Genomic DNA, 18,900 nt, shown 5'->3' with positions numbered 1-18,900 from the left:
TGCAACCCCAAGTCGTGGATCAAGGTCCGGTCCCGTCAGCGGCGGGCTCCAGACTTCGAGATTACGGCACCCGGGCTCACCCCAGCACATCACGGCCCGTAAACCCACTCAATGGAAGACGGCCCGGGACAGATGATCCCGGGCCGCCTCGAACTCCGTATGACTAGGAGATTCTGACCGGGTTAACGACGTCCGCCACCAGCACGAGAAGCGTGAAGCAGACGAAGATCCCTGCCACCACGTACGCCACCGGCATCAGCTTCGCCACATCGAACGGACCCGGGTCCGGGCGGCGCAGCACCTTCGCCGTGTTGCGGCGCAGCGACTCCCACAGGGCGCCCGCGATATGGCCGCCGTCGAGCGGCAGCAGCGGCAGCATGTTGAAGAGGAACAGGGACAGGTTGAAGCCGGCCAGGAGGAAGACGAACGTCGCCAGCTGCTGGGACGCCGGGATGTCCAGGGTCGCGATCTCGCCGCTCACCCTCGCCGCGCCGACGATGCCCATCGGGGAGTCCGCCTCGCGCGGGCCGTCGCCGAAGGCCGCGTCCCACAGCGCGGGGATCTTGGAGGGCAGGGCCACGAGGGAGTCGACGGCCTCGCCGACCCGGTCGGTCATCCAGGACACCGAGTCGCCGAAGTCCTGCTTGACGACGCCGGTGGCGGCGCTGAAGCCGAGGAAGCCGGCCTGGACGTAGTCGTCCTTGACGTACGACCCGCCGGCGTCCTTCTTCACGACCCAGTTGGTGGCGATCTTCGCGTGCAGGGTCAGTTCCTCGCCCTTGCGGTCGACGACGATCGGCACGTCCTTGCCGGCGCTGTCGCGGATGAGGTCGGAGAGGGTGTTCCAGTCCTCGGTCCGCACCCCGCCGAAGGAGACGATCCTGTCGCCGGCCTTCATGCCGGCGGCCGCGGCCGGGGACCTGTCGTCGGACGCCTTGCAGTCCTCGCGCTTCTCCGTCTGTGCGATCACGCACTGGGAGACCGAGCTGACGGTGGTGGTCTGCTGCTGGATGCCGAAGCCCATCAGCACGGTGAGGAAGAGGCCCACCGCGAGGACGAGGTTCATGAAGGGGCCCGCGAACATCACGATGACCCGCTTCCACGGCTTGCGCGTGTAGAAGAGGCGGGTCTCGTCACCCGGCTTGAGCTCCTCGAACGCGGCCGAGCGGGCGTCCTCGATCATGCCGCGCCAGGGTGAGGTCGAGCGGGCTTCGAGGCGGCCGTCGGGGCCGGGCGGGAACATGCCGATCATGCGGATGTAGCCGCCGAACGGGATCGCCTTGACGCCGTACTCGGTGTCGCCCCTCTTCCGCGACCAGAGGGTCGGGCCGAAGCCGACCATGTACTGCGGCACGCGGATACCGAACAGCTTGGCCGTGGACAGGTGGCCCAGCTCGTGCCATGCGATCGAGAAGAGCAGCCCGACCGCGAACAGCACTATGCCGAGGATGAACATCAGGGTCGTCATGCACGGGCCTCCGCCGTGTGTGCTGCCAGTTCCTGTGCCCGTCTGCGGGCCCAGGTCTCCGCTTCGAGGACGTCCGCAACCGTCAGGGAAGTTCCCGTCGGCGGGGTGCCGTGCTCCTCCACCACCCGGGTCACGGTGTCCATGATCCCGTTGAACGGCAGCGCGCCGGCCCGGAATGCCTCCACGCACTCCTCGTTGGCCGCATTGAACACCGCGGGTGCCGTGCCCGCGAGCTCTCCGACGTGGCGCGCCAGGTTGACCGACGGGAACGCGTCGTTGTCGAGCGGGAAGAACTCCCAGGTCGACGCCTTGCTCCAGTCGAAGGTGGGGGCGGCGTCGGGGACGCGCTCCGGCCAGCCGAGGCCGATGGCGATCGGCCCGCGCATGTCGGGGGGCGTCGCCTGGGCGATCGTGGATCCGTCCGTGAACTCAACCATCGAGTGGACATACGACTGGGGATGCACGACCACCTCAATGCGGTCGAAGGAAATGTCGTAGAGCAGGTGCGCCTCGATGACCTCCAGGCCCTTGTTGACCAGGGTCGCGGAGTTGATCGTGATGACCGGGCCCATCGCCCAGGTGGGGTGGGCGAGGGCGTCCTCGACCGTGACGTTCGCCAGCTCGGCCTTCGTGCGGCCGCGGAAGGGGCCGCCGGAGGCGGTCACCACGAGCTTGCGTACGTCCGCGCGCGTGCCGGACGCCAGGGCCTGGAACAGGGCGGCGTGCTCGGAGTCGACCGGGATGATCTGTCCGGGCTTGGCGAGGGCCTTGACCAGCGGGCCGCCGACGATCAGGGACTCCTTGTTGGCGAGCGCGAGGGTGCGGCCCGCCTCCAGGGCGGCGAGGGTGGGCGCGAGTCCGATCGAGCCGGTGATGCCGTTGAGGACGGTGTGGCAGTCGGAGGCGGCGACCTGGGTGGCCGCCTCGGGGCCGGCGAGGATCTCGGGGAGCGGCTCCCCCGTGCCGTACTGGGCGGCGAGTGCCTCGCGCAGGGCCGGTACGACGTCCTCTCGGGCGACCGCGACGGTCCGTGCCTTCAGCCGGTACGCCTGCTCGGCGAGGAGGGCGACCCGGCCGCCGTTGGCGGACAGGGCGGTGACCCGGAACCGGTCGGGGTTGCGCAGCACGAGATCGATGGCCTGGGTGCCGATCGAGCCGGTGGAGCCGAGGATCACCACGTCCTTCGGGCCGTCGCCCGCTACGGGGTCGTAGACCAGGTGGGGGTCGGCGAGGGCGCGGGGCGGGAGCCCCGTCGTCCGCCCGGAGGGCGGGCCCTGCGGCGTCAGGTGCGTGCTGTCGCTGCGCCGGGCGTTGGCCCACGTACTGGATGTACTTGGGTCAGCGCCCGGTGCGGCGAGAGTGCGTGCATGGCGTCGCAGGGCAGACGGGGCTTCCGCCCCGCGCCCTCGGGGGGCTGGACTGTCGCTCATTCCCCCATTGTGGCCGTAAGGACTGTCAGGGAGGACAGGGCGTCCCCATCGGCGGGTAACAGGATGGTGAGGGGTCACCGCAGGCTGTGACCGGCGGGCGGTGACCCCTCAGGGCTCTCTGGCCGTCCGTCACCTGATCGGACGGTGCACGTTCTCCCGTTCGCTCGGGCCCGGTGTCGCGTCGGCGATCCACGGGGCGCCGTCGTCCGAGGGGTCGACGATGCCCTGCTCCAGCCACTCGTACGTGCCCGACATCACGCCCTTGACCACCTTGCGGTCGAGTTCGTCGGTGTTGGACCACAGCCTGCCGAAGAGTTCCTCGATCCGCAGCCGGGACTGGCGGCAGAAGGCGTCGGCGAGCTGGTACGCCTCACGGCCGTGCTCGCCCTGGCCGCGCAGGTGCTCGGCGCGGACACAGGCCGCGCTCATGGCGAACAGCTCGGCGCCGATGTCGACGACCCGGCCGAGGAAGCCCTGCTTGGTCTCCATGCGGCCCTGCCAGCGGGACATGGCGTAGAAGGTGGAACGGGCGAGCTTGCGGGACGTTCGTTCGACGTAGCGCAGGTGCGGCGAGAGGTCGACGTCCTGTTTGAACTCGCCGTACGAGTAAGGCAGTTGGCCCTGGCCCGCGACCAGCTTCGGCAGCCACTTGGCGTAGAAGACACCGGCGCCCGCGCCCGCCTTCGCCTTGTCCTGGAGGGACTTCTCCGGGTCGATGAGGTCACCTGCGACGGTCAGGTGGGCGTCGACGGCCTCGCGGGCGATGAGGAGGTGCATGATCTCCGTCGAGCCCTCGAAGATGCGGTTGATGCGCAGGTCGCGCAGGACCTGCTCGGCGGCGACCGGACGCTCCCCGCGGGCCCGCAGCGACTCGGCGGTCTCGAAGCCTCGGCCGCCGCGGATCTGGACGAGTTCGTCGGCGATCGTCCAGGCCATCTCGGAGGCGTACAGCTTGGCGAGGGCGCCTTCGATGCGGATGTCGTTGCGGTCCTCGTCGGCCATCTGCGAGGCCAGGTCGGTGACGGCCTCCAGGGCGAAGGTGGTGGCGGCGATGAAGGAGATCTTCGAGCCGACGGCCTCATGGTGGGCGAGCGGCTTGCCCCACTGCTCGCGGGCCGCGGACCACTCGCGGGCGATCTTCAGGCACCACTTGCCGGCGGCTACGCAGGAGGCGGGAAGCGAGAGCCGCCCGGTGTTGAGGGTGGTCAGGGCGATCTTCAGGCCGGCGCCCTCGGGGCCGATGCGGTTGGCGGCGGGGACGCGGACCTGGTGGAAGCGGGTGACGCCGTTCTCGATGCCGCGCAGGCCCATGAAGGCGTTGCGGTTCTCGACCGTGATGCCGGGCGAGTTGGTCTCCACGACGAAGGCCGTGATGCCCCCCTTGTGGCCCTCGGACTTCGGCACCCGGGCCATGACGACGAGCAGGTCGGCGACCACGCCGTTGGTCGTCCACAGTTTGACCCCGTCGAGGACGTAGTCGTCCCCGTCCGGTACGGCGGAGGTGGCCAGACGGGCCGGGTCGGAGCCCACGTCGGGCTCGGTCAGCAGGAAGGCGCTGATGTCGGTGCGGGCGCAGCGCGGCAGGAACCGTTCCTTCTGCTCCGGGGTGCCGAACAGCTTCAGCGGCTGCGGTACGCCGATCGACTGATGGGCGGAGAGCAGGACGCCGATCGCGGGCGACGCCGAGCCGGCCAGGGTGAGGGCCTTGTTGTAGTAGACCTGGCCGAGGCCGAGCCCGCCGTACTTGGTGTCGATCTTCATGCCGAAGGCGCCGAGTTCCTTGAGCCCGTCGATCACGTCGTCGGGGATGCGGGACTCGCGCTCGATGAGGGCGCCGTCGACCTTGGTCTCGACGAAGTCGCGCAGTTTGGCGAGGAACTGCTCGCCGCGCTGGGCTGCCTCGTCGGTGGGCATCGGGTGGGGGTGGATGAGGTCGAGGCGGAAGCGGCCGAGGAACAGTTCCTTGGCGAAGCTGGGCTTGCGCCATTCCTGCTGCCGGGCCGCCTCCGCCACCTGGCGTGCCTCACGCTCAGTGACAGTAGGCTTCGTGGGTCCTGCGGACATGAGGCTCACCTCGCCGCGAATCGGGATCTTGGGCCGTTTGGTTACCGACGGGTGCTACCCGATCGTATGTACCCGATAACGGGCGCCCCCACCACCCCGCGCGCATCCGTTCAGCCGATGTCGACGGAGTACGCCTTGGTGTCCAGGCGGCCCGTGCCCTTGAAGACCTCGGTGCCGGACTCGATGCCGGAGACGTATTTGTCGTTGCTCAGCAGGTTGCGCCGGACGAGTGCCTGGGTGAAGTCGTCGAGGTTGAGCGTGGCCTTGGTGGTGTTGGTGCGGCGGACGAAGGAGTGGACCTTCCAGCCGATGTCGCCCTCGTAGATGTCCCACATCGCGCCGCCCAGGCTGACGCTGGCGTACTTCGTGCCGAGCGGGCCGGCGCCGCCCTGGCGGTTGAGCCAGATCATGATCTCGTCGGTGGGCTGGTCCTGCCAGTCCGCGGTGCTCTTGGTGTGCAGCCAGAGGTCGTAGGCGACGTTCATGGTGCCGGGATCGGAGCTGACCGAGAACTCCCAGCTCGTCCGCACCGGCTTGCGGTCGCCGACGCGGATCGGCAGGCCGGTGGTCGCCTTGTCGACCTTCCAGCCCCAGTGCCAGCCGAGGACGGTGGAGGCGTACGTCTTGACGTCGTAGTCCTTGCCGGTGGCGCTGTTGGCCAGGCTGTAGTTCGTGCCCCAGGAGATCGTCGAGCCCGACCGGGAGTTGTCCCAGACGCACTGGGTGCCGGTGAACTTGCCCTCGTTCCAGAGGTTGTTGTTCACGTAGTACTTGCCGAGCGTGATCGTGTCGAAGGCCGCGCACTTCTTGCTCGACTCGTCCGCCTGGGCGACGGTGACCCCGGCGGCCGCCGCGAGGGCGACCGTGGAGGCGAGCAGGGTCTTCCGCTGCTTGGACAGGCGCGGTCGGCGGTGTTGCATGGGGGGTCCTTCCGGGGGACGGTTCCTGTACGACCTCTCAGTGGCCGCCGACCCGCCGGGAGGTTGCCCCCCCCACGGCGCCGACAGTCTCGTACCGAGAAAAGCTGTCGAAGCGCTTCGACAACCTATGGACACCCACGCGCGCCAGAGCTAGTGTCGAACCACCCTCACACCCGCCCCTGTACGTAGCGCGCACTGTCGAAGCGCTTCACAAAGCTTGGAGAGCTGGATGGTCACCCTTGCCGAGGTCGCCCAGCACGCCGGAGTCTCGGCGAGCACGGTGAGCTATGTCCTCAGCGGCAAGCGGTCCATCTCCGCGACCACCCGGACGCGGGTCGAGCAGAGCATCCGCGAACTCGGCTACCACCCGAACGCGGGGGCCCGCGCCCTGGCCAGCAGCAGGTCGAACATCATCGCGCTGATGATCCCGCTGCGCACCGACATGTATGTGCCGGTGATGATGGAGATCGCCATCGCGGTGGCGACGACGGCCCGTACGCACGGATACGACGTCCTGCTGCTGACCGGCGAGGAGGGCCCCGACGCCGTACGCCGGGTCACCGGCAGCGGGCTGGCCGACGCGATGATCCTGATGGACGTCCAGCTGGACGACGAGCGGCTGCCGCTGCTGCGCGGCACCGACCAGCCGTCCGTGCTCATCGGGCTGCCCGCCGACACGACCGGGCTGACCTGCGTCGACCTCGACTTCAAGGCGACCGGCGCGCTGTGTGTGGAGCATCTGGCGATGCTGGGGCACCGGGACATCGCTGTCATAGGCGAGGCCCCGGCCGTCTACGAGCGGCACACCGGTTTCGCCGAGCGCACGCTCGACGGGCTGCGCCTTCGTTCCCAGGAGCTGGGGATGCGGCTGCTGCACCGGCCTTGTGAGGGCGGGTACGACGCGATGGCCGTCACGCTCGCCCGGATCCTCGACGAGCGCCCGGCGACCACGGGGTTCGTCGTGCAGAACGAGTCGGCGGTCGAGCCGCTGCTCGCCCTGCTGCGTCAGCAGGGCCGTGCCGTGCCCGAGGACGTGTCGGTGGTCGGCGTCTGCCCCGACCAGGTCGCCGTCCAGGCCTCGGTGCGGCTGACGTCGGTCTCCATTCCCGCACAGGAGATGGGCCGGCATGCGGTGGAGCAGCTGGTCGCCAAGCTGGAGGGGCGCGGGAGCGACGAAGTCGTGCTAATCGCCCCCGAGTTGACGATCCGGGCGAGCACGGGCCCGGCGCCGTCCGCCGCCCACTGAGCCCCTCTCCCTCCCCCCTCGCTCACCGTGCCCTCCCAGGCACCCCCATGTCTTCACCCGTCTGCCCCCGCTGCCGTCGTCAGGAGCGCCCCCGTGAATCACTCAGGCTTGCCCAGCAATGCTCGCGCCAGTCAGCCCGGCGGACCTGCGTCTCTGCCGGGGGCCCGGGGGTCGTCCCCCGGGAAGACACGGCAGCCTGCCGAAACCCAGCCACAGCCCGGCACGGTCAGCCTCGCGCAGTCCTCCCCGACGGTCGGCACGTTCCGCGAGCGGGACGGCGCGCTGGAGTGGAGCGGCCGTCAGGAGACCGTACGGGTCGAGCCGTGGGGTCCGGACGCGGTGCGGGTCCGTGCCCGGCTCGGCGGTCCCGTCCTGGACGGGCTGCCCGGCGCGCTCCTTGAGTCCGCCCCGGCGACCGAGTCGACCGTCAAGATCGAGGACGGGCTGGGCGTGCTCATCGTCGGTGCGCTGACCGTCGAGGTCGACGCCGAGGGCCTGATCCGGTTCCTGCGCACCGAGGACGGCGAGGAGGTGCTCGCCGAGGAGCGCGCCCACTTCTGGTGGCCGGGCTCGCGCCTGTACACGGCCGTCGGCAACGGCTACCACCGCCTGGAGCAGCGCTTCGCCGCCTACGAGGACGAGCAGCTGTACGGCCTCGGCCAGCACCAGCACGGGCGGTTCGACCAGAAGGGCCTGGTCCTCGACCTGGTCCAGCGCAACGCCGAGGTGGGCATCCCGGTACTGGCCTCCAGCCGTGGCTACACCCTGCTGTGGAACAACCCGGCGATCGGCCGCGTGGAGCTCGCGCACAACGGCACCCGGTGGGTCGCCGACTCGGCCCGCCAGCTCGACTACTGGATCACCGCGGGCAGCCCGGCCGACGGCCAGCGGCGCTACAGCGCGGTGACGGGCCGTACGCCGATGCTGCCGGAGTGGGCGGCGGGCTTCTGGCAGTGCAAGCTGCGCTATCGCACGCAGGACGAACTCCTTGAGGTGGCGCGGGAGTACAAGCGCCGCGGCCTGCCCATCGACGTCATCGTCTGTGACTTCTTCCACTGGACCCACCTCGGTGAGTGGAAGTTCGACCCGAAGGAGTGGCCGGATCCGGCGGCGATGGTGCGCGAGCTGGAGGAACTCGGCATCAAGCTCGTCGTGTCCGTCTGGCCGTCGGTCTCCCCGCTCTCCGAGAACCACCCGGTCATGGAGCAGCGCGGCTACTTCATCGGCACCCAGTACGGGCCGATGGCGCACGCCGACTGGCCCGACAAGGAGGTGGCCTCCACGGTCCAGGTGGCGTTCTACGACGCCACCAACCCGGAGGCCCGCGAGTTCGTGTGGTCCAAGATCAAGCAGAACTACCTCGACAAGTACGGCATCACGGCCTTCTGGCTGGACGCCTGCGAGCCGGAGCTGAAGCCGGGCTTCCAGGAGAACCTGCGCTACTGGACGGGTCCGGGCCTGGAGGTCGGCAACAGCTACCCGGCCGAGAACGCCCGCACCTTCTACGAGGGCCTGCGCGCCGCCGGTGAGGAGGAGATCGTCACGCTCAACCGCTCGGCCTGGGCGGGCAGCCAGCGCTACGGCGCCGCCCTGTGGTCGGGCGACATCGGCACCGACTTCCCGACGCTGCGCCGCCAGATCGCGGCCGGCCTCAACACCGCGCTCTCCGGCATCCCCTGGTGGAACACGGACATCGGCGGCTTCCACGGCGGCGACCCGGACGACCCGGACTACCGCGAGGTGATGGTCCGCTGGTTCCAGTTCGGTGCCCTGTCCCCGCTGATGCGCCTGCACGGCTTCCGCGACCCGGGCATGCCGCTCGGCCCGGACATGACCGGCGGTCCCAACGAGGTGTGGTCGTACGGCGAGGAGGCCGGCGCGATCCTGGAGCGGTACCTGCGGCTGCGCGAGCGCCTGAAGCCGTACGTCCTTGAGGTCATGCGCGAGGCCCACGAGGAGGGGCTGCCGGTGATGCGGCCGCTGTTCCTGGAGTTCCCGGAGGACCAGGCGGCCTGGTCGGTCGACGACGCCTATCTGTTCGGCCGTGACCTGCTGGTCGCGCCGGTCCTCACGGCCGGTGCCAGGGCCTGGACGACGTATCTTCCGGCGGGCGCGCGCTGGACGGACGCGTGGACCGGGGAGACGTACGAGGGCGGTACGACCGTGACGGTCGACGCCCCGCTGGACCGCATCCCGCTGTTCCTGCGGGACGGGGCGCGGCTACCTGTAGCGGAGTAGCCGTGTCGGAGAGGGTGGCCGGACGATGGAGGTCTTCCGGCCACCCTCTCCGCATGTTCGGCCAACTTCCGGTTCTCACAGGTGAGTTGGGCGCGATAGGTTCGCTGCGTGTCCGCGTCTTCGCTCTCCCTCGCCCTCGCGAATCTGCTGGTGCGCCCGGCCTTCGGCTCGCGGCGCGATCCCGGCCGGGTCTTCGACCGGATCACCGGGAAGGCCGGGGCGGGGCCCGGCGACGGGCAGTTCGTCGACGACTTCCGGTCGCTGCTGGGCTGGTGGGCGCGGGCCGAGCGGCTCACCCCGGTCGGCTGGCAGTCGGCGCAGGCGCATGTGCGCCGGCATCTCACCAACCGGGCCCGCGTGCGGCGGCTGATCGCCGAGCATCCGGAGATCGAGCGGGAGCCGATCGAGCGGCCGGTGTTCGTGGTGGGACTGCCGCGCACCGCGACCACCGTCACGCACGCCGTGCTCACACTGTCGGACGAGCACCGCGGCCCGCTGCTGTGGGAACTGCTGGCGCCCGACCTGGAGTTGCCGCCCCGGCAACGGCGGAAGGCGGTCACGGCCGGGCGCCGGATGGTGCAGGGAGCCGACCTGTTCGCGCCGCGCTTCCGTGACATCCACGCGATGGCGGCCGAGGGGCCGGAGGAGTGTACGTTCGCGCTCCCGCACGCCCTGATGCCGTTCTCCCAGGCCCGGATCCCCGAGTACCGGGACTGGCACTGCGAGCGGGACTTCGTCCCCGACTACCGGTACCTCAAGCAGATCTACCAGGTCCTCCAGTACGGCCGCCCGCGCCGTCGCTGGATGCTGAAGTCCCCGATGCACCTGGAGAACCTGGACGCGCTGCGCACGGTGTTCCCCGACGCCACGATCGTGTGGTGCCACCGCGATCCGGTCACCGCCGTGGCGTCCTTCTGCAGCCTGATCGAGCACGGCATGGCGGTCAGTTCCCGGCCCCTGGACCTGTCCGGCATCGGCGCCACCTGGCTGGACCTGCTGAGCCGCGCGATGACACGCGGTCTGGCGGCGCGGGCCGACATCCCCGCGGAGCAGCTGGTGGACGTGCCGTACTCCTGGCTCGGCTCCGATCCGGCCTCCGGCGCCCCCAAGCTCTACGCCGCCGTGGGCGCCCACTGGACCGAGTCCGAGGCGACCCGTCTCCCCGGGGCCGTCGCCCGCCCCAAGGGCACCCGGCGCCACACCTACGACCTGGCCCGCTACGCCCTGACCCGCGCCGACGTGGAGTCCGCCTTCGCCGACTACAACGCACTACGGGCCGAGGTCGACCGCGCCTGACGACAGCGACCGGCGGGTCGGGCCCCGCCCCACGACACGGTCAGCCACTGCTGACGGTGGAGTCGTCGGTCCGGGCGATCCTGCCCGCCGACACCCACCGGCGCCGACTCCGGGAATCCACCTGCACCGATCACAACCAGCCGCGGGCCGAGGCCGGCGGAGCCTGACGACAGCGACAGGCGCGAGCCGGCCCCGGCCCCGGTGACGGGTCAGCTGCTGCTGACCGTCAGGTTGTTGGTGTTGAAGTCCAGGCCGCCGGAGGACGAGGTGATCTCGTAGCCGAACTGGACGTCACCGATGGTCTCGCTGCTGGACATCCAGCCCTTGCCGGTGATCCAGGTCAGGATCGGCTTGATGTTCACGGTGCCGGAGCTGGAGTCGGAGGTCCGCAGGAACGAGAACACCTCGTTGGCTCCGTTGGTGCCCTTGTAGACGGTCCAGGTGTGACCGCCGAGCGTGACGTTGCCCTGCGAGGTGCCGAGCGGGCCGACGGCTCCGTTGTAGTTGACCCAGAGCATGATCTCGTAGTCGTAGTCGGTGTCCCAGATGTCGTACGACGTGTTGTACGCGCCGGACGACGGGACGGTGACGTTGTAGCTGCTGGTGAGCGAGCCGAGGGAGGCGATCGTCTTGTTGATCACCTTCTTGGAGTTGGGGTAGGACTTGATGCCGCCGGTGTTGGGGTGGTTGGCCCAGACACCCCAGTTGGTGCCGGAGTTGGCCCATATGCACTGGCTGCCGGCGCCGGAGCCCCAGATGTTGTTGTAGAGCGTGTAGCCGTTGAGGCTGGTGTTGCCCCACTGGTCGCAGGAGTTCCAGACCGCGGCCGACGCGGGGGCGGAGGCCAGTCCGACGGTGGCGCCGATGGCCATCGCCGGGGCCAGCACGGCCATGGTGATCTTGCGCAGTGCGCTCTTTGCCATGGTGTCCCTTTCCATGGGTGGGGGGAGTTGCGGGGGATTTGCGGGGAGTTACCACGCCCCCAGGGTGAGGACGTGGTCTTCTCCGGCGACGAGGTCGAGCGGTTGAGCTTCGTGGTCGCTGTCGCCGTCGCCGGATGAAGTCCGGAGTTCGACGCGGACGGTGCGGGACGGCTTCAGGACCGCCGTCGCGCCGTCGCGCGTCCAGGTCAGGTCGACCTCCGCGCCGAACCGGGTGCGAACGCCCCGGAGCCGGCCCTCCCGGAAGGTGGGGGGAAGGGCGGGCAGCAGGACCAGTCGGTCCGGGGTCGACTGCACGAGCGTCTCGATCAGTACGGCGGGCAGGGTGTGCGCGGCGTCCGCGTTGTAGACGTCGCGGTTCGGGTAGTGGGCGCTCATCAGGGAGGCGTGGAAGAAGTCGCCGCCCAGGACCTGGTCGAGGGCGTGCGCGATCCGGTCGCCGTCCCGGAGGCGGGCCGCGATCAGGGCGTGGTGGAGGTGGCCGTGCGCGGAGTCGTTCTCGGCGCCGCGGAGTTCGAGGGCGCGGTGGGCGGCCGTCGCGAGGTCGGGGGTGTCGTACGGGGTGATCTCGTCGAGCGGCCAGACGCCGTAGAGGTGGCTGAGGTGGCGGTGGTCGTAGGTGTCCTCCAGGCCCGGCCAGGCCCATTCGGCGAGGGCGCCGTCCTCGTTGACCCGGTGCGGGGGCAGGCGGTCGGCGAGGGCGCGCCAGCGGTCGGCGTCCGGGGTGTCCGGGTGGTAGGCGGCGGCCGTGAGGAGCGCGTGCCGGGCCGCCGAGAGGTCCATGGCCGCGTTGATCGTGCCCCAGCTCGCGTTCGCCGGGCGGTTCTCGGGTGAGTAGGAGGGGACGACGACCAGGTGGCCGTCGGCGTCGGTCCGGGTGAGGAAGTCCTCGTAGAAGTAGGCGACTTCGGCGAGGGCGGCGGCGGTGCGCGGGTCGCGGGTGCCGTGGCTCTCGTCGTGGTCGACGAGGGGTTTGAGCAGCCAGTCGGCGGCGGCGGTCCACAGGTGCAGGGGGTATTCGCGGCTGAAGTGGTACGAGTGACCCGACTCGCCGTCGGTGTGCGCGGGGGCCACCACGCCCCGGGTGCCGAAGACGGCGCGGGCGTTGTCGCGCCAGTCGGGCAGCTGGCGTTGGAGCAGCGCGGCGTGGGCCTCGGTGACCTCGGGGAGGGCGGCGGCCGCGGCGGAGGCGGTCTGGAGGTTGAGGTTGGCGTCGTTGGTGAACGCGCCCGACCAGGCGGTGTTCCAGTCGCCGGTCCACAGGCCGGTCAGCCGGGGCGGGAAGAGGCCGCTGGCGGACAGCAGGTGGTAGCGGCCGGCCGCGAACAGCCGCTCCAGCAGGGCGGCCGCGTGCGGGCGCTTCAGCAACTCGGAGCCGGGCAGGGACCGTTCGGCCGGGTCGGCGGCGAGGTCGAGGGTGACGCGCTCGTAGGCGGTGCGGTGGAGGGCGACATGGCGTTCGAGGAGTTCGTCGTACTCCAGGGCCGCCAGCTCGCGCAGGGCGCGGCCCTCCGCGGTCACGTCGAGTTCGCCGGTGTGGCGCCGGACCCGGGTGAGGAGCAGGACGGACCGGGCTTCCTCCAGGTGCACGCCCGGCGGGGCGAGCGCCGTCGTACCGCCGGTGACGGCGATCAGCGTGACGCCGGTGAAGGCTCGGTCGCCCTCGGGATAGCGGGCGCGCAGGCTCAGCAGGGCGCCCTCGGGGGTGAGAAGGGCACCGTGGCCGACCCCCAGTCCGGCGGGAGCCCCGGGAAGGCCGTGGTCCAGGGAGATGTCGAGGGTGCGGCCGGGTGACGTGACGTGCTGGACGATCACGTCGTCGGCGCGGGAGACGAAGACCTCGCTGGTCCAGTCGGCGCACTCGGCCCGGACGACGCCCGTGGCGAAGTCGACGGACCGGCGGTAGCCGTAGCCGTGCCCCTCGCCGGACGGCCGGTGCAGCCGGATCTGGAAGGCGGGGTGGAAGGGCCGCACCCACTGGAGCGGGCGGCCGTCGGTGAAGCCCTCCGCGGCGGTGCGGTCGCCGGCCAGGAGGCGGTCCTGGAGGGCGGAGAGTTCGGCGGCGAGCCGCGGTGGGCGGGTGTCGCCGCCGTTGGGGCGGACCAGGGTGTGATGGGTGACGATGACGCGGTCGTCGTTCGGGTCGCCGAACACAAGGGTGCCGTGGTGGCCGTTGCCGCTGAGGAAGGCGTCCTCCCAGCGGGCGGCCGGCTGCGGCTCCCAGGTTCCGTGGACCGGGGTTCGGGTCATGGCCGCAGTACCGCCACGTCGTAGCGGCCGAGGGTGACCCGGTCCGTGACGGCCGCCCCGGTGAGCAGGTCGTGGTGGGTGCCGGGCACCTCGACGGTCACCGGCTCGCGGCCGTGGTTCAGCACGAACAGCACCTCGCCCCGGCGTACGGCCTCGACCTGCTCGGGGAGGCCGTCGAGCACCGGCCGGGCGCCCGCGCCGGCCGCGACGCGGGCCAGCAGGTCGCGCAGCGCGTCCGGCTCCGGGAGCGTGGAGACGTACCAGGCCCGGTCCTTGCGCAGGACGGCGGGCAGTCCGTCGAGTTCACCGCCCTTGTACGGGACGGTCTCGTCGGCGGTGCCGTCGGCCTCCAGTTCCTCGGACCACAGGGTTCCCCGGAAGCCCTCGCAGACGACGCTCTCCTCGGCGTCCAGGGGCCACCACTCGTGCAGGGTCCGGATGCCGAACAGCTCGCGCAGCCGGGCGTCCATGCCGCCGGGCCGGACCCGGTCGTCCTCGTCGGCGACGCCGGTGAGGAAGCCGCAGACGAGGGTGCCGCCCTGGCGGACGTAGGCGAGGAGGTTCTCGATCGCCACGTCCGTGAGGAGGTAGAGCTGCGGTACGACGACGAGCCGGTACGCGGTCAGGTCGTGCTCGGGGTGGGCGAAGTCGGTGGTGAGGTGGGCCTGCCACAGGGCGCGGTGCCAGGTCTTGAGTACGTCTGCGTGGTCGACCCGCTGGGACAGGCGGCCGTCCTGGGCGCCGGCCCACCAGGCGTGCCAGTCGTGCAGGACGGCGACGTCGGCGCCGCTGTGCCGGCCCGACACCTCCGGGGCGATCCGCGCGAGGTCCGCGCCGAGCTGCTTGACCTCCTGGTACGTACGGCCCTCCTCCCCGGCGTGGCTGACCATCCCGGAGTGGAACTTCTCCGCGCCCTGCCGGGACTGCCGCCACTGGAAGTAGCAGACGGCGTCGGCGCCGCGGGCCACGGCCTGGAGGGACCAGAGGCGGTTGAGGCCGCGGGGCTTGGGGTGGTTGACGCCCCGCCAGTTGACCGGTCCGGCCGCCTGCTCCATGAGCATCCAGGGCCCGCGTGCCTGGGAGCGGGTCATGTCCTGCACGAGGGCGCCGTGCTGGGCGCCGAGCGGGTCGCGCGGGTCGGGGTAGAGGTCGACGGAGACGACGTCCTCCTCCTCGGCCCAGCGCCAGGCGTCCTGCCCGAACCACAGCGGCATGAAGTTGCTGGTGACCGGGAGGTGCGGGGTGTGCCGGCGGACGATGTCGCGCTCGGCGACGTAGCACTCCAGGAGCATGTCGGAGGTGAAGCGCCGGAAGTCCAGGACCTGGGCGGGGTTGCGCATGTAGTGCGGCAGACGGGCCGGCAGGATGCCGTCCCAGGTGTCGTATCCCTGGCTCCAGAAGGCGGTGCCCCAGGCCTCGTTGAGGGCGTCGAGGGTGCCGTACCTCTCCCGCAGCCACCGTCGGAAGGCCGCAGCCGCCTCGTCGCCGTGGTCGAAGGTGCAGTACTCGTTGTTGATGTGCCACATCGTCAGGGCCGGGTGGCCGCCGTAGCGGGCGGCCAGGTCCTCGGTGATGGCGGCGGCGTAGCGCCGGTAGGTGGCGCTGGAGTGCGAGAAGTGCTGCCGGCCGCCCCACCACTCGGTGCGGCCGTCCTCGGTGACGGGCAGGGTGTCGGGGTGCAGCCGGCCCATCCAGGGCGGGGGTGAGGAGGTCGGGGTGGCGAGGACGACGCCGATGCCGTTGTCGTGCATGAGGTCCATGAGCCGGTCCAGCCAGCCGAACTCCCGCGCGCCGGGCTCCGGTTCCAGCTTCGACCAGGAGAAGACGCCGAGGGTGACCGAGTTGACGCCGGCGGCCTTCATCAGCCGGACGTCCTCGGGCCAGGTCTCCTCGGGCCACTGCTCGGGGTTGTAGTCGCCGCCGAAGAGGAGACGCCCACGGGTGGCATCGCTCAGGGCGGGCCTTTCTCGCTCCGGCATCAGACGGGCTCCCCGTACTGCACGCCGCGTCCGTTGGTGGCGACGTAGACACGGCCGTAGACCCTTGGGTCGCCGGTGACGGCGGCGCCGATCCAGCCCCACTGGTGCTGGTCGTCGTTGATCCGCGTCCAGGTCTTCGCCTCGTCGTCGGAGCGGTACACGGCGGTGATCGTCTCGGTGGAGCCGACCATGTAGACCGCCGGGTAGGGGGCGCCCTCGGCCGCCTTGCCGAAGCCGAGGGTGTACGACGCCCCGCAGCTGCCGACCTTGGTGAAGGTGGTGCCGCCGTCGGTGGACCGGTAGAGCCCGTTCCACTTCAGGCTCAGCCACAGGTCGCCGGACCGGCCCGGGGCCGCGGCCAGCTGGAACTCCTTGTCGCCCGAGTTCAGGCCGGAGGCCCGGGCGGCGAAGGTCAGGCCGCCGTCGGTGCTGGCGTGGAGGGTGCCGGTGGCCGTGTCGAAGGCGTAGAAGCGCTTCGGGTCGACGGGGTCCGCGACGAGCACGGCGCCCTTCGGCACAGAGGCGACCTCGGCCCAGGTGGCGCCGTTGTCGGCGGAGCGCTGAGCCGGGTACACGGTGCCGTCCCAGTGCGCGAAGGACCACAGCAGCACACTGCCGTCGGCGCTGGTGACGATCGGCCCCGGCGCGTCCTTGGCGATGGCGGGCTGCGCCTTGAACGGCGCCCACGTCTGCCCGCCGTCGTTCGAGTAGGCGCCGTTGCCGTGGTCGCCCCAGCCGGTCCGGACCACGTACGACGGCTTGGCCGCGGCCTGGGCGAGACCGGTGGCCGACCCGAACACGGGGTTCGAGGCCATGCCGCGCGAGGGCGACGCCGTGAGCGACTCGTGGTACATCACGCCGATGTCGCCGTTGCCGCTGATCAGATGCGCCGCTCCGGCCGGGGGCGAGAGCAGCTGGCGGACGGACGTCTCCTCCAGGCCACGGATCTGTGGGGCCCAGTTCCGCAGGTCCCGGGTGCCGTAGAGGGTCGCGCCGGTGCCGTAGACGATGTGCCGGGAGTCGTACGGGTCGATGCCGACGGCCTGGATCCACCAGCCGAACTTGGGCTCGTCGGCGCCGAAGGTGAGGAAGGGGGTCTCGGAGACGTCGAGGACGGCCTTGTCCTTCAGGGACTCCCAGCTGCGGCCGCCGTCGGTGGTCCGGTACAGGGTGTCGACCAGCGCCCAGCGGTTGTTGGTGGAGACGACGACGGTGCCGGGGCGGCAGGCGTCGACGGCGACACCGCCGTAGGCGAAGGTGTCGGTCCCCCCGTCGCTCGTCGCGCCGCCGGGCTTGACCGGCGTGACCTCGGTCCACTTCCCGTCGGTGGTGCGCAGCTTGTGCACGCTGCCGTCCGACTGGCCGTTGGGGCCGGGCGCGTTGCCGTACGTCACGTACAGCTCGCGCGTGTGCTTGTCGTACGCGGCGCGGATCGGCACCTTGGCGGCGGTGCCGGTGGGCTGGCCGGGGACCGCCTCCCAGGTCGTGCCGTCGGAGGTGCGGTACAGGTTCGGCTGGCCGGCGGTGCCGTCGGAGTCGCCCCAGCCGGCGTAGACGGTACGGCCCGCGGCGACGAGGAGGACGACGCCCTGGCCGGTGGCGCCGGGCGTGGCCGGGAAGCTCACGGCCTGCCAACTGGCGCCCCGGTCGGTCGACTTGAGCAGCCCGTCGTGCCGGGTGCCCAGCCACAGCGTGTCGCTGTCCCGCGGGTCGACGAGCAGCCGCTCCCCCGCGCCCCGCCCGTCCTCGTTGGCGCCGAGCTTCACGGTGAGGTCGGTGCGCTTCCACGTGGCGCCGCGGTCCTCGGAGCGCAGGACGGCTCCGTTTCCGGCCCAGGACTGGGCGTACGTGCCGAGGGAGAGGTACACCCGGTTGGGGTGCGCCGGGTCGACGGCGATGGCCTCGACGCCGAGCAGGTTCCAGTCGTCCCAGCCCAGGTGGTCGGTGAGCGGGATCCACCGGCCGGTCCGGTCGTCCCAGCGGTAGGCGCCGCCGATGTCGGTACGGGCATAGGCGAGACCGCGGACGGAGGGGTGGAAGAGGACGCCGGTGACGAATCCGGTACCGCCCATGACGGCGGTGCGCCAGCGGTATGCCGGGCCGGCGGGAGCGGCGGACTCTGCCGCGGCCGCGGGTGCCGCGAGCGGCGGCAGGGCAGTGAGCGCGGCGGCGGCCGCGGTCCCGGCGAGAACGGTTCTTCTGCTGGGCTGGGACGAGCGCATGACGTACCTCGTTCTTACAAAGGGGGGATGCGGATACCTAACTAGGGGCGCGGGGCTGCATCGATTTGCGGCTCCGCCGCGTGGGCGCGACCAGCCACAACGAAGCCGCAGACAGCGAACAACCGGTGGCCCTGTTCTCCCAAAAGTGACCGTCAGCCCTTGACCGCGCCGGTCAACATGCCCTTCTTGAAATGCCGCTGGACAAACGGAGAAGCGACCGCGACCGGAATCAGCGCGAGGACCATGACCGCCATCTGCAGCCCCAGCGCGGAGAGTTGACCGGTCCGCACCGCCTGCTGAAGCCCCGTCGGCGCCTCGGTGTTCTTCTGGACCAGCTGGATGAGCACGTTCTGCAACGGCATCATCTGCTGGTCGGTGAGATAGATGGAGGCGTTGAACCAGGCACTCCAGTACCCGACCGCGTAGAACAGCGAGATGACGGCCAGCACAGCCCGCGACAGCGGCATGATGATGGTCAGCAGAATCCGCAGGTCACTGGCCCCGTCGATCCGCGCGGACTCGGTGAGCTCGGGCGAGATCCCCATGAAGAACGCCCGCAGCACCAGGATGTTGAAGACACTGACCGCACTCGGCAGGATCAGCGACAGATACGTGTCGGTGAGCCCGAGGGACTGCACCAGCAGATACGTCGGAATGAGCCCGGCGCCGAAGAACATCGTCGCCATCATGGTCATCAGGAAGAACCGATGGCCCAGACTCCCCGGCCGGGACAGGCCGTAGGCGGCCAGCACCGACACCGCCATGGAGAACAGCGTGCCGACGAGCGTGACCCCGACCGAGACCATGATCGCCCGGCTGACCTGACCGCCGCTGAGCAGTTCCGTG

The 18,900-nt window shown here is 70.8% G+C and carries 12 protein-coding genes; 3 read left to right on the top strand and 9 right to left on the bottom strand.

Translation table 11 applies throughout. The features are described 5' to 3' along the window. Window positions 1-163: 163 nt before the first annotated feature. From ADK36_RS26225 to ADK36_RS26210, 4 genes are all read right to left on the bottom strand, one after another. On the bottom strand, window positions 164-1,456 hold the full coding sequence (locus ADK36_RS26225) for a M50 family metallopeptidase (RefSeq protein WP_199830252.1): 1,293 nt from the start codon (window positions 1,454-1,456) through the stop codon (window positions 164-166). Between the two features lie 8 nt (window positions 1,457-1,464). Next, window positions 1,465-2,898: a 1-deoxy-D-xylulose-5-phosphate reductoisomerase gene (gene dxr, locus ADK36_RS26220; protein WP_234329873.1), complete on the bottom strand. Its 1,434-nt coding sequence runs from the start codon at window positions 2,896-2,898 to the stop codon at window positions 1,465-1,467. A gap of 129 nt (window positions 2,899-3,027) precedes the next feature. Then, window positions 3,028-4,962 (bottom strand): acyl-CoA dehydrogenase family protein, encoded by a 1,935-nt coding sequence (locus ADK36_RS26215; RefSeq protein WP_048587034.1) that lies wholly within the window; start codon window positions 4,960-4,962, stop codon window positions 3,028-3,030. 110 nt (window positions 4,963-5,072) lie between these two features. After that, window positions 5,073-5,882 carry a GH12 family glycosyl hydrolase domain-containing protein gene (locus tag ADK36_RS26210; protein WP_048587033.1) on the bottom strand — a complete coding sequence of 270 codons (810 nt, stop codon included), beginning with the start codon at window positions 5,880-5,882 and terminating at the stop codon, window positions 5,073-5,075. A 229-nt stretch (window positions 5,883-6,111) separates the two neighbouring features. On the opposite strand from ADK36_RS26210, the gene ADK36_RS26205 reads away from it, so the two are divergent. From ADK36_RS26205 to ADK36_RS26195, 3 genes are all read left to right on the top strand, one after another. After that, entirely contained in the window at window positions 6,112-7,128 is a 1,017-nt protein-coding gene (locus tag ADK36_RS26205) for a LacI family DNA-binding transcriptional regulator (RefSeq protein WP_048587032.1), read from the top strand. Window positions 7,129-7,281: 153 nt separating this feature from the next. After that, window positions 7,282-9,366: a glycoside hydrolase family 31 protein gene (locus tag ADK36_RS26200; protein WP_048587037.1), complete on the top strand. Its 2,085-nt coding sequence runs from the start codon at window positions 7,282-7,284 to the stop codon at window positions 9,364-9,366. A gap of 108 nt (window positions 9,367-9,474) precedes the next feature. Next, window positions 9,475-10,662 carry a sulfotransferase family protein gene (locus ADK36_RS26195; RefSeq protein WP_048587031.1) on the top strand — a complete coding sequence of 396 codons (1,188 nt, stop codon included), beginning with the start codon at window positions 9,475-9,477 and terminating at the stop codon, window positions 10,660-10,662. A gap of 209 nt (window positions 10,663-10,871) precedes the next feature. On the opposite strand, the gene ADK36_RS26190 is transcribed toward ADK36_RS26195, so the two are convergent. From ADK36_RS26190 to ADK36_RS26170, 5 genes are all read right to left on the bottom strand, one after another. Further along, on the bottom strand, window positions 10,872-11,585 hold the full coding sequence (locus tag ADK36_RS26190) for a glycoside hydrolase family 12 protein (RefSeq protein WP_048587030.1): 714 nt from the start codon (window positions 11,583-11,585) through the stop codon (window positions 10,872-10,874). A 48-nt stretch (window positions 11,586-11,633) separates the two neighbouring features. Next, a complete protein-coding gene (locus ADK36_RS26185) occupies window positions 11,634-13,853 on the bottom strand; it encodes a glycosyl hydrolase family 95 catalytic domain-containing protein (RefSeq protein WP_053199308.1) in 2,220 nt (739 codons plus the stop codon). Then, window positions 13,850-15,832 carry a beta-galactosidase gene (locus ADK36_RS26180; protein ID WP_048587028.1) on the bottom strand — a complete coding sequence of 661 codons (1,983 nt, stop codon included), beginning with the start codon at window positions 15,830-15,832 and terminating at the stop codon, window positions 13,850-13,852. The genes ADK36_RS26185 and ADK36_RS26180 overlap by 4 nt, the downstream gene beginning before the upstream one ends. Continuing rightward, window positions 15,832-18,054, bottom strand: coding sequence for a sialidase family protein (locus ADK36_RS26175; protein WP_053199305.1), 2,223 nt, complete (start codon window positions 18,052-18,054; stop codon window positions 15,832-15,834). The genes ADK36_RS26180 and ADK36_RS26175 overlap by 1 nt, the downstream gene beginning before the upstream one ends. Before the next feature lie 152 nt (window positions 18,055-18,206). Further along, on the bottom strand, window positions 18,207-18,900 hold a 694-nt coding region (locus ADK36_RS26170; protein ID WP_048587026.1), incomplete at its 5' end, for a carbohydrate ABC transporter permease.

This window comes from Streptomyces viridochromogenes, from assembly GCF_001270495.1.
Classification (GTDB): Bacteria; Actinomycetota; Actinomycetes; order Streptomycetales; family Streptomycetaceae; genus Streptomyces; species Streptomyces viridochromogenes_A.
Note: the sequence above shows the minus strand (reverse complement) of the source record. Positions and strands in the feature narration are given on the sequence as shown.

Coding starts and splice junctions, on each gene's coding strand:
- ADK36_RS26225 (WP_199830252.1), bottom strand. CDS start 1,456: ATGTTCATCCTCGGCATAGTGCTGTTCGCGGTCGGGCTGCTCTTCTCG.
- dxr (WP_234329873.1), bottom strand. CDS start 2,898: ATGAGCGACAGTCCAGCCCCCCGAGGGCGCGGGGCGGAAGCCCCGTCT.
- ADK36_RS26215 (WP_048587034.1), bottom strand. CDS start 4,962: ATGTCCGCAGGACCCACGAAGCCTACTGTCACTGAGCGTGAGGCACGC.
- ADK36_RS26210 (WP_048587033.1), bottom strand. CDS start 5,882: ATGCAACACCGCCGACCGCGCCTGTCCAAGCAGCGGAAGACCCTGCTC.
- ADK36_RS26205 (WP_048587032.1), top strand. CDS start 6,112: ATGGTCACCCTTGCCGAGGTCGCCCAGCACGCCGGAGTCTCGGCGAGC.
- ADK36_RS26190 (WP_048587030.1), bottom strand. CDS start 11,585: ATGGCAAAGAGCGCACTGCGCAAGATCACCATGGCCGTGCTGGCCCCG.
- ADK36_RS26185 (WP_053199308.1), bottom strand. CDS start 13,853: ATGACCCGAACCCCGGTCCACGGAACCTGGGAGCCGCAGCCGGCCGCC.
- ADK36_RS26180 (WP_048587028.1), bottom strand. CDS start 15,832: ATGCCGGAGCGAGAAAGGCCCGCCCTGAGCGATGCCACCCGTGGGCGT.
- ADK36_RS26175 (WP_053199305.1), bottom strand. CDS start 18,054: ATGCGCTCGTCCCAGCCCAGCAGAAGAACCGTTCTCGCCGGGACCGCG.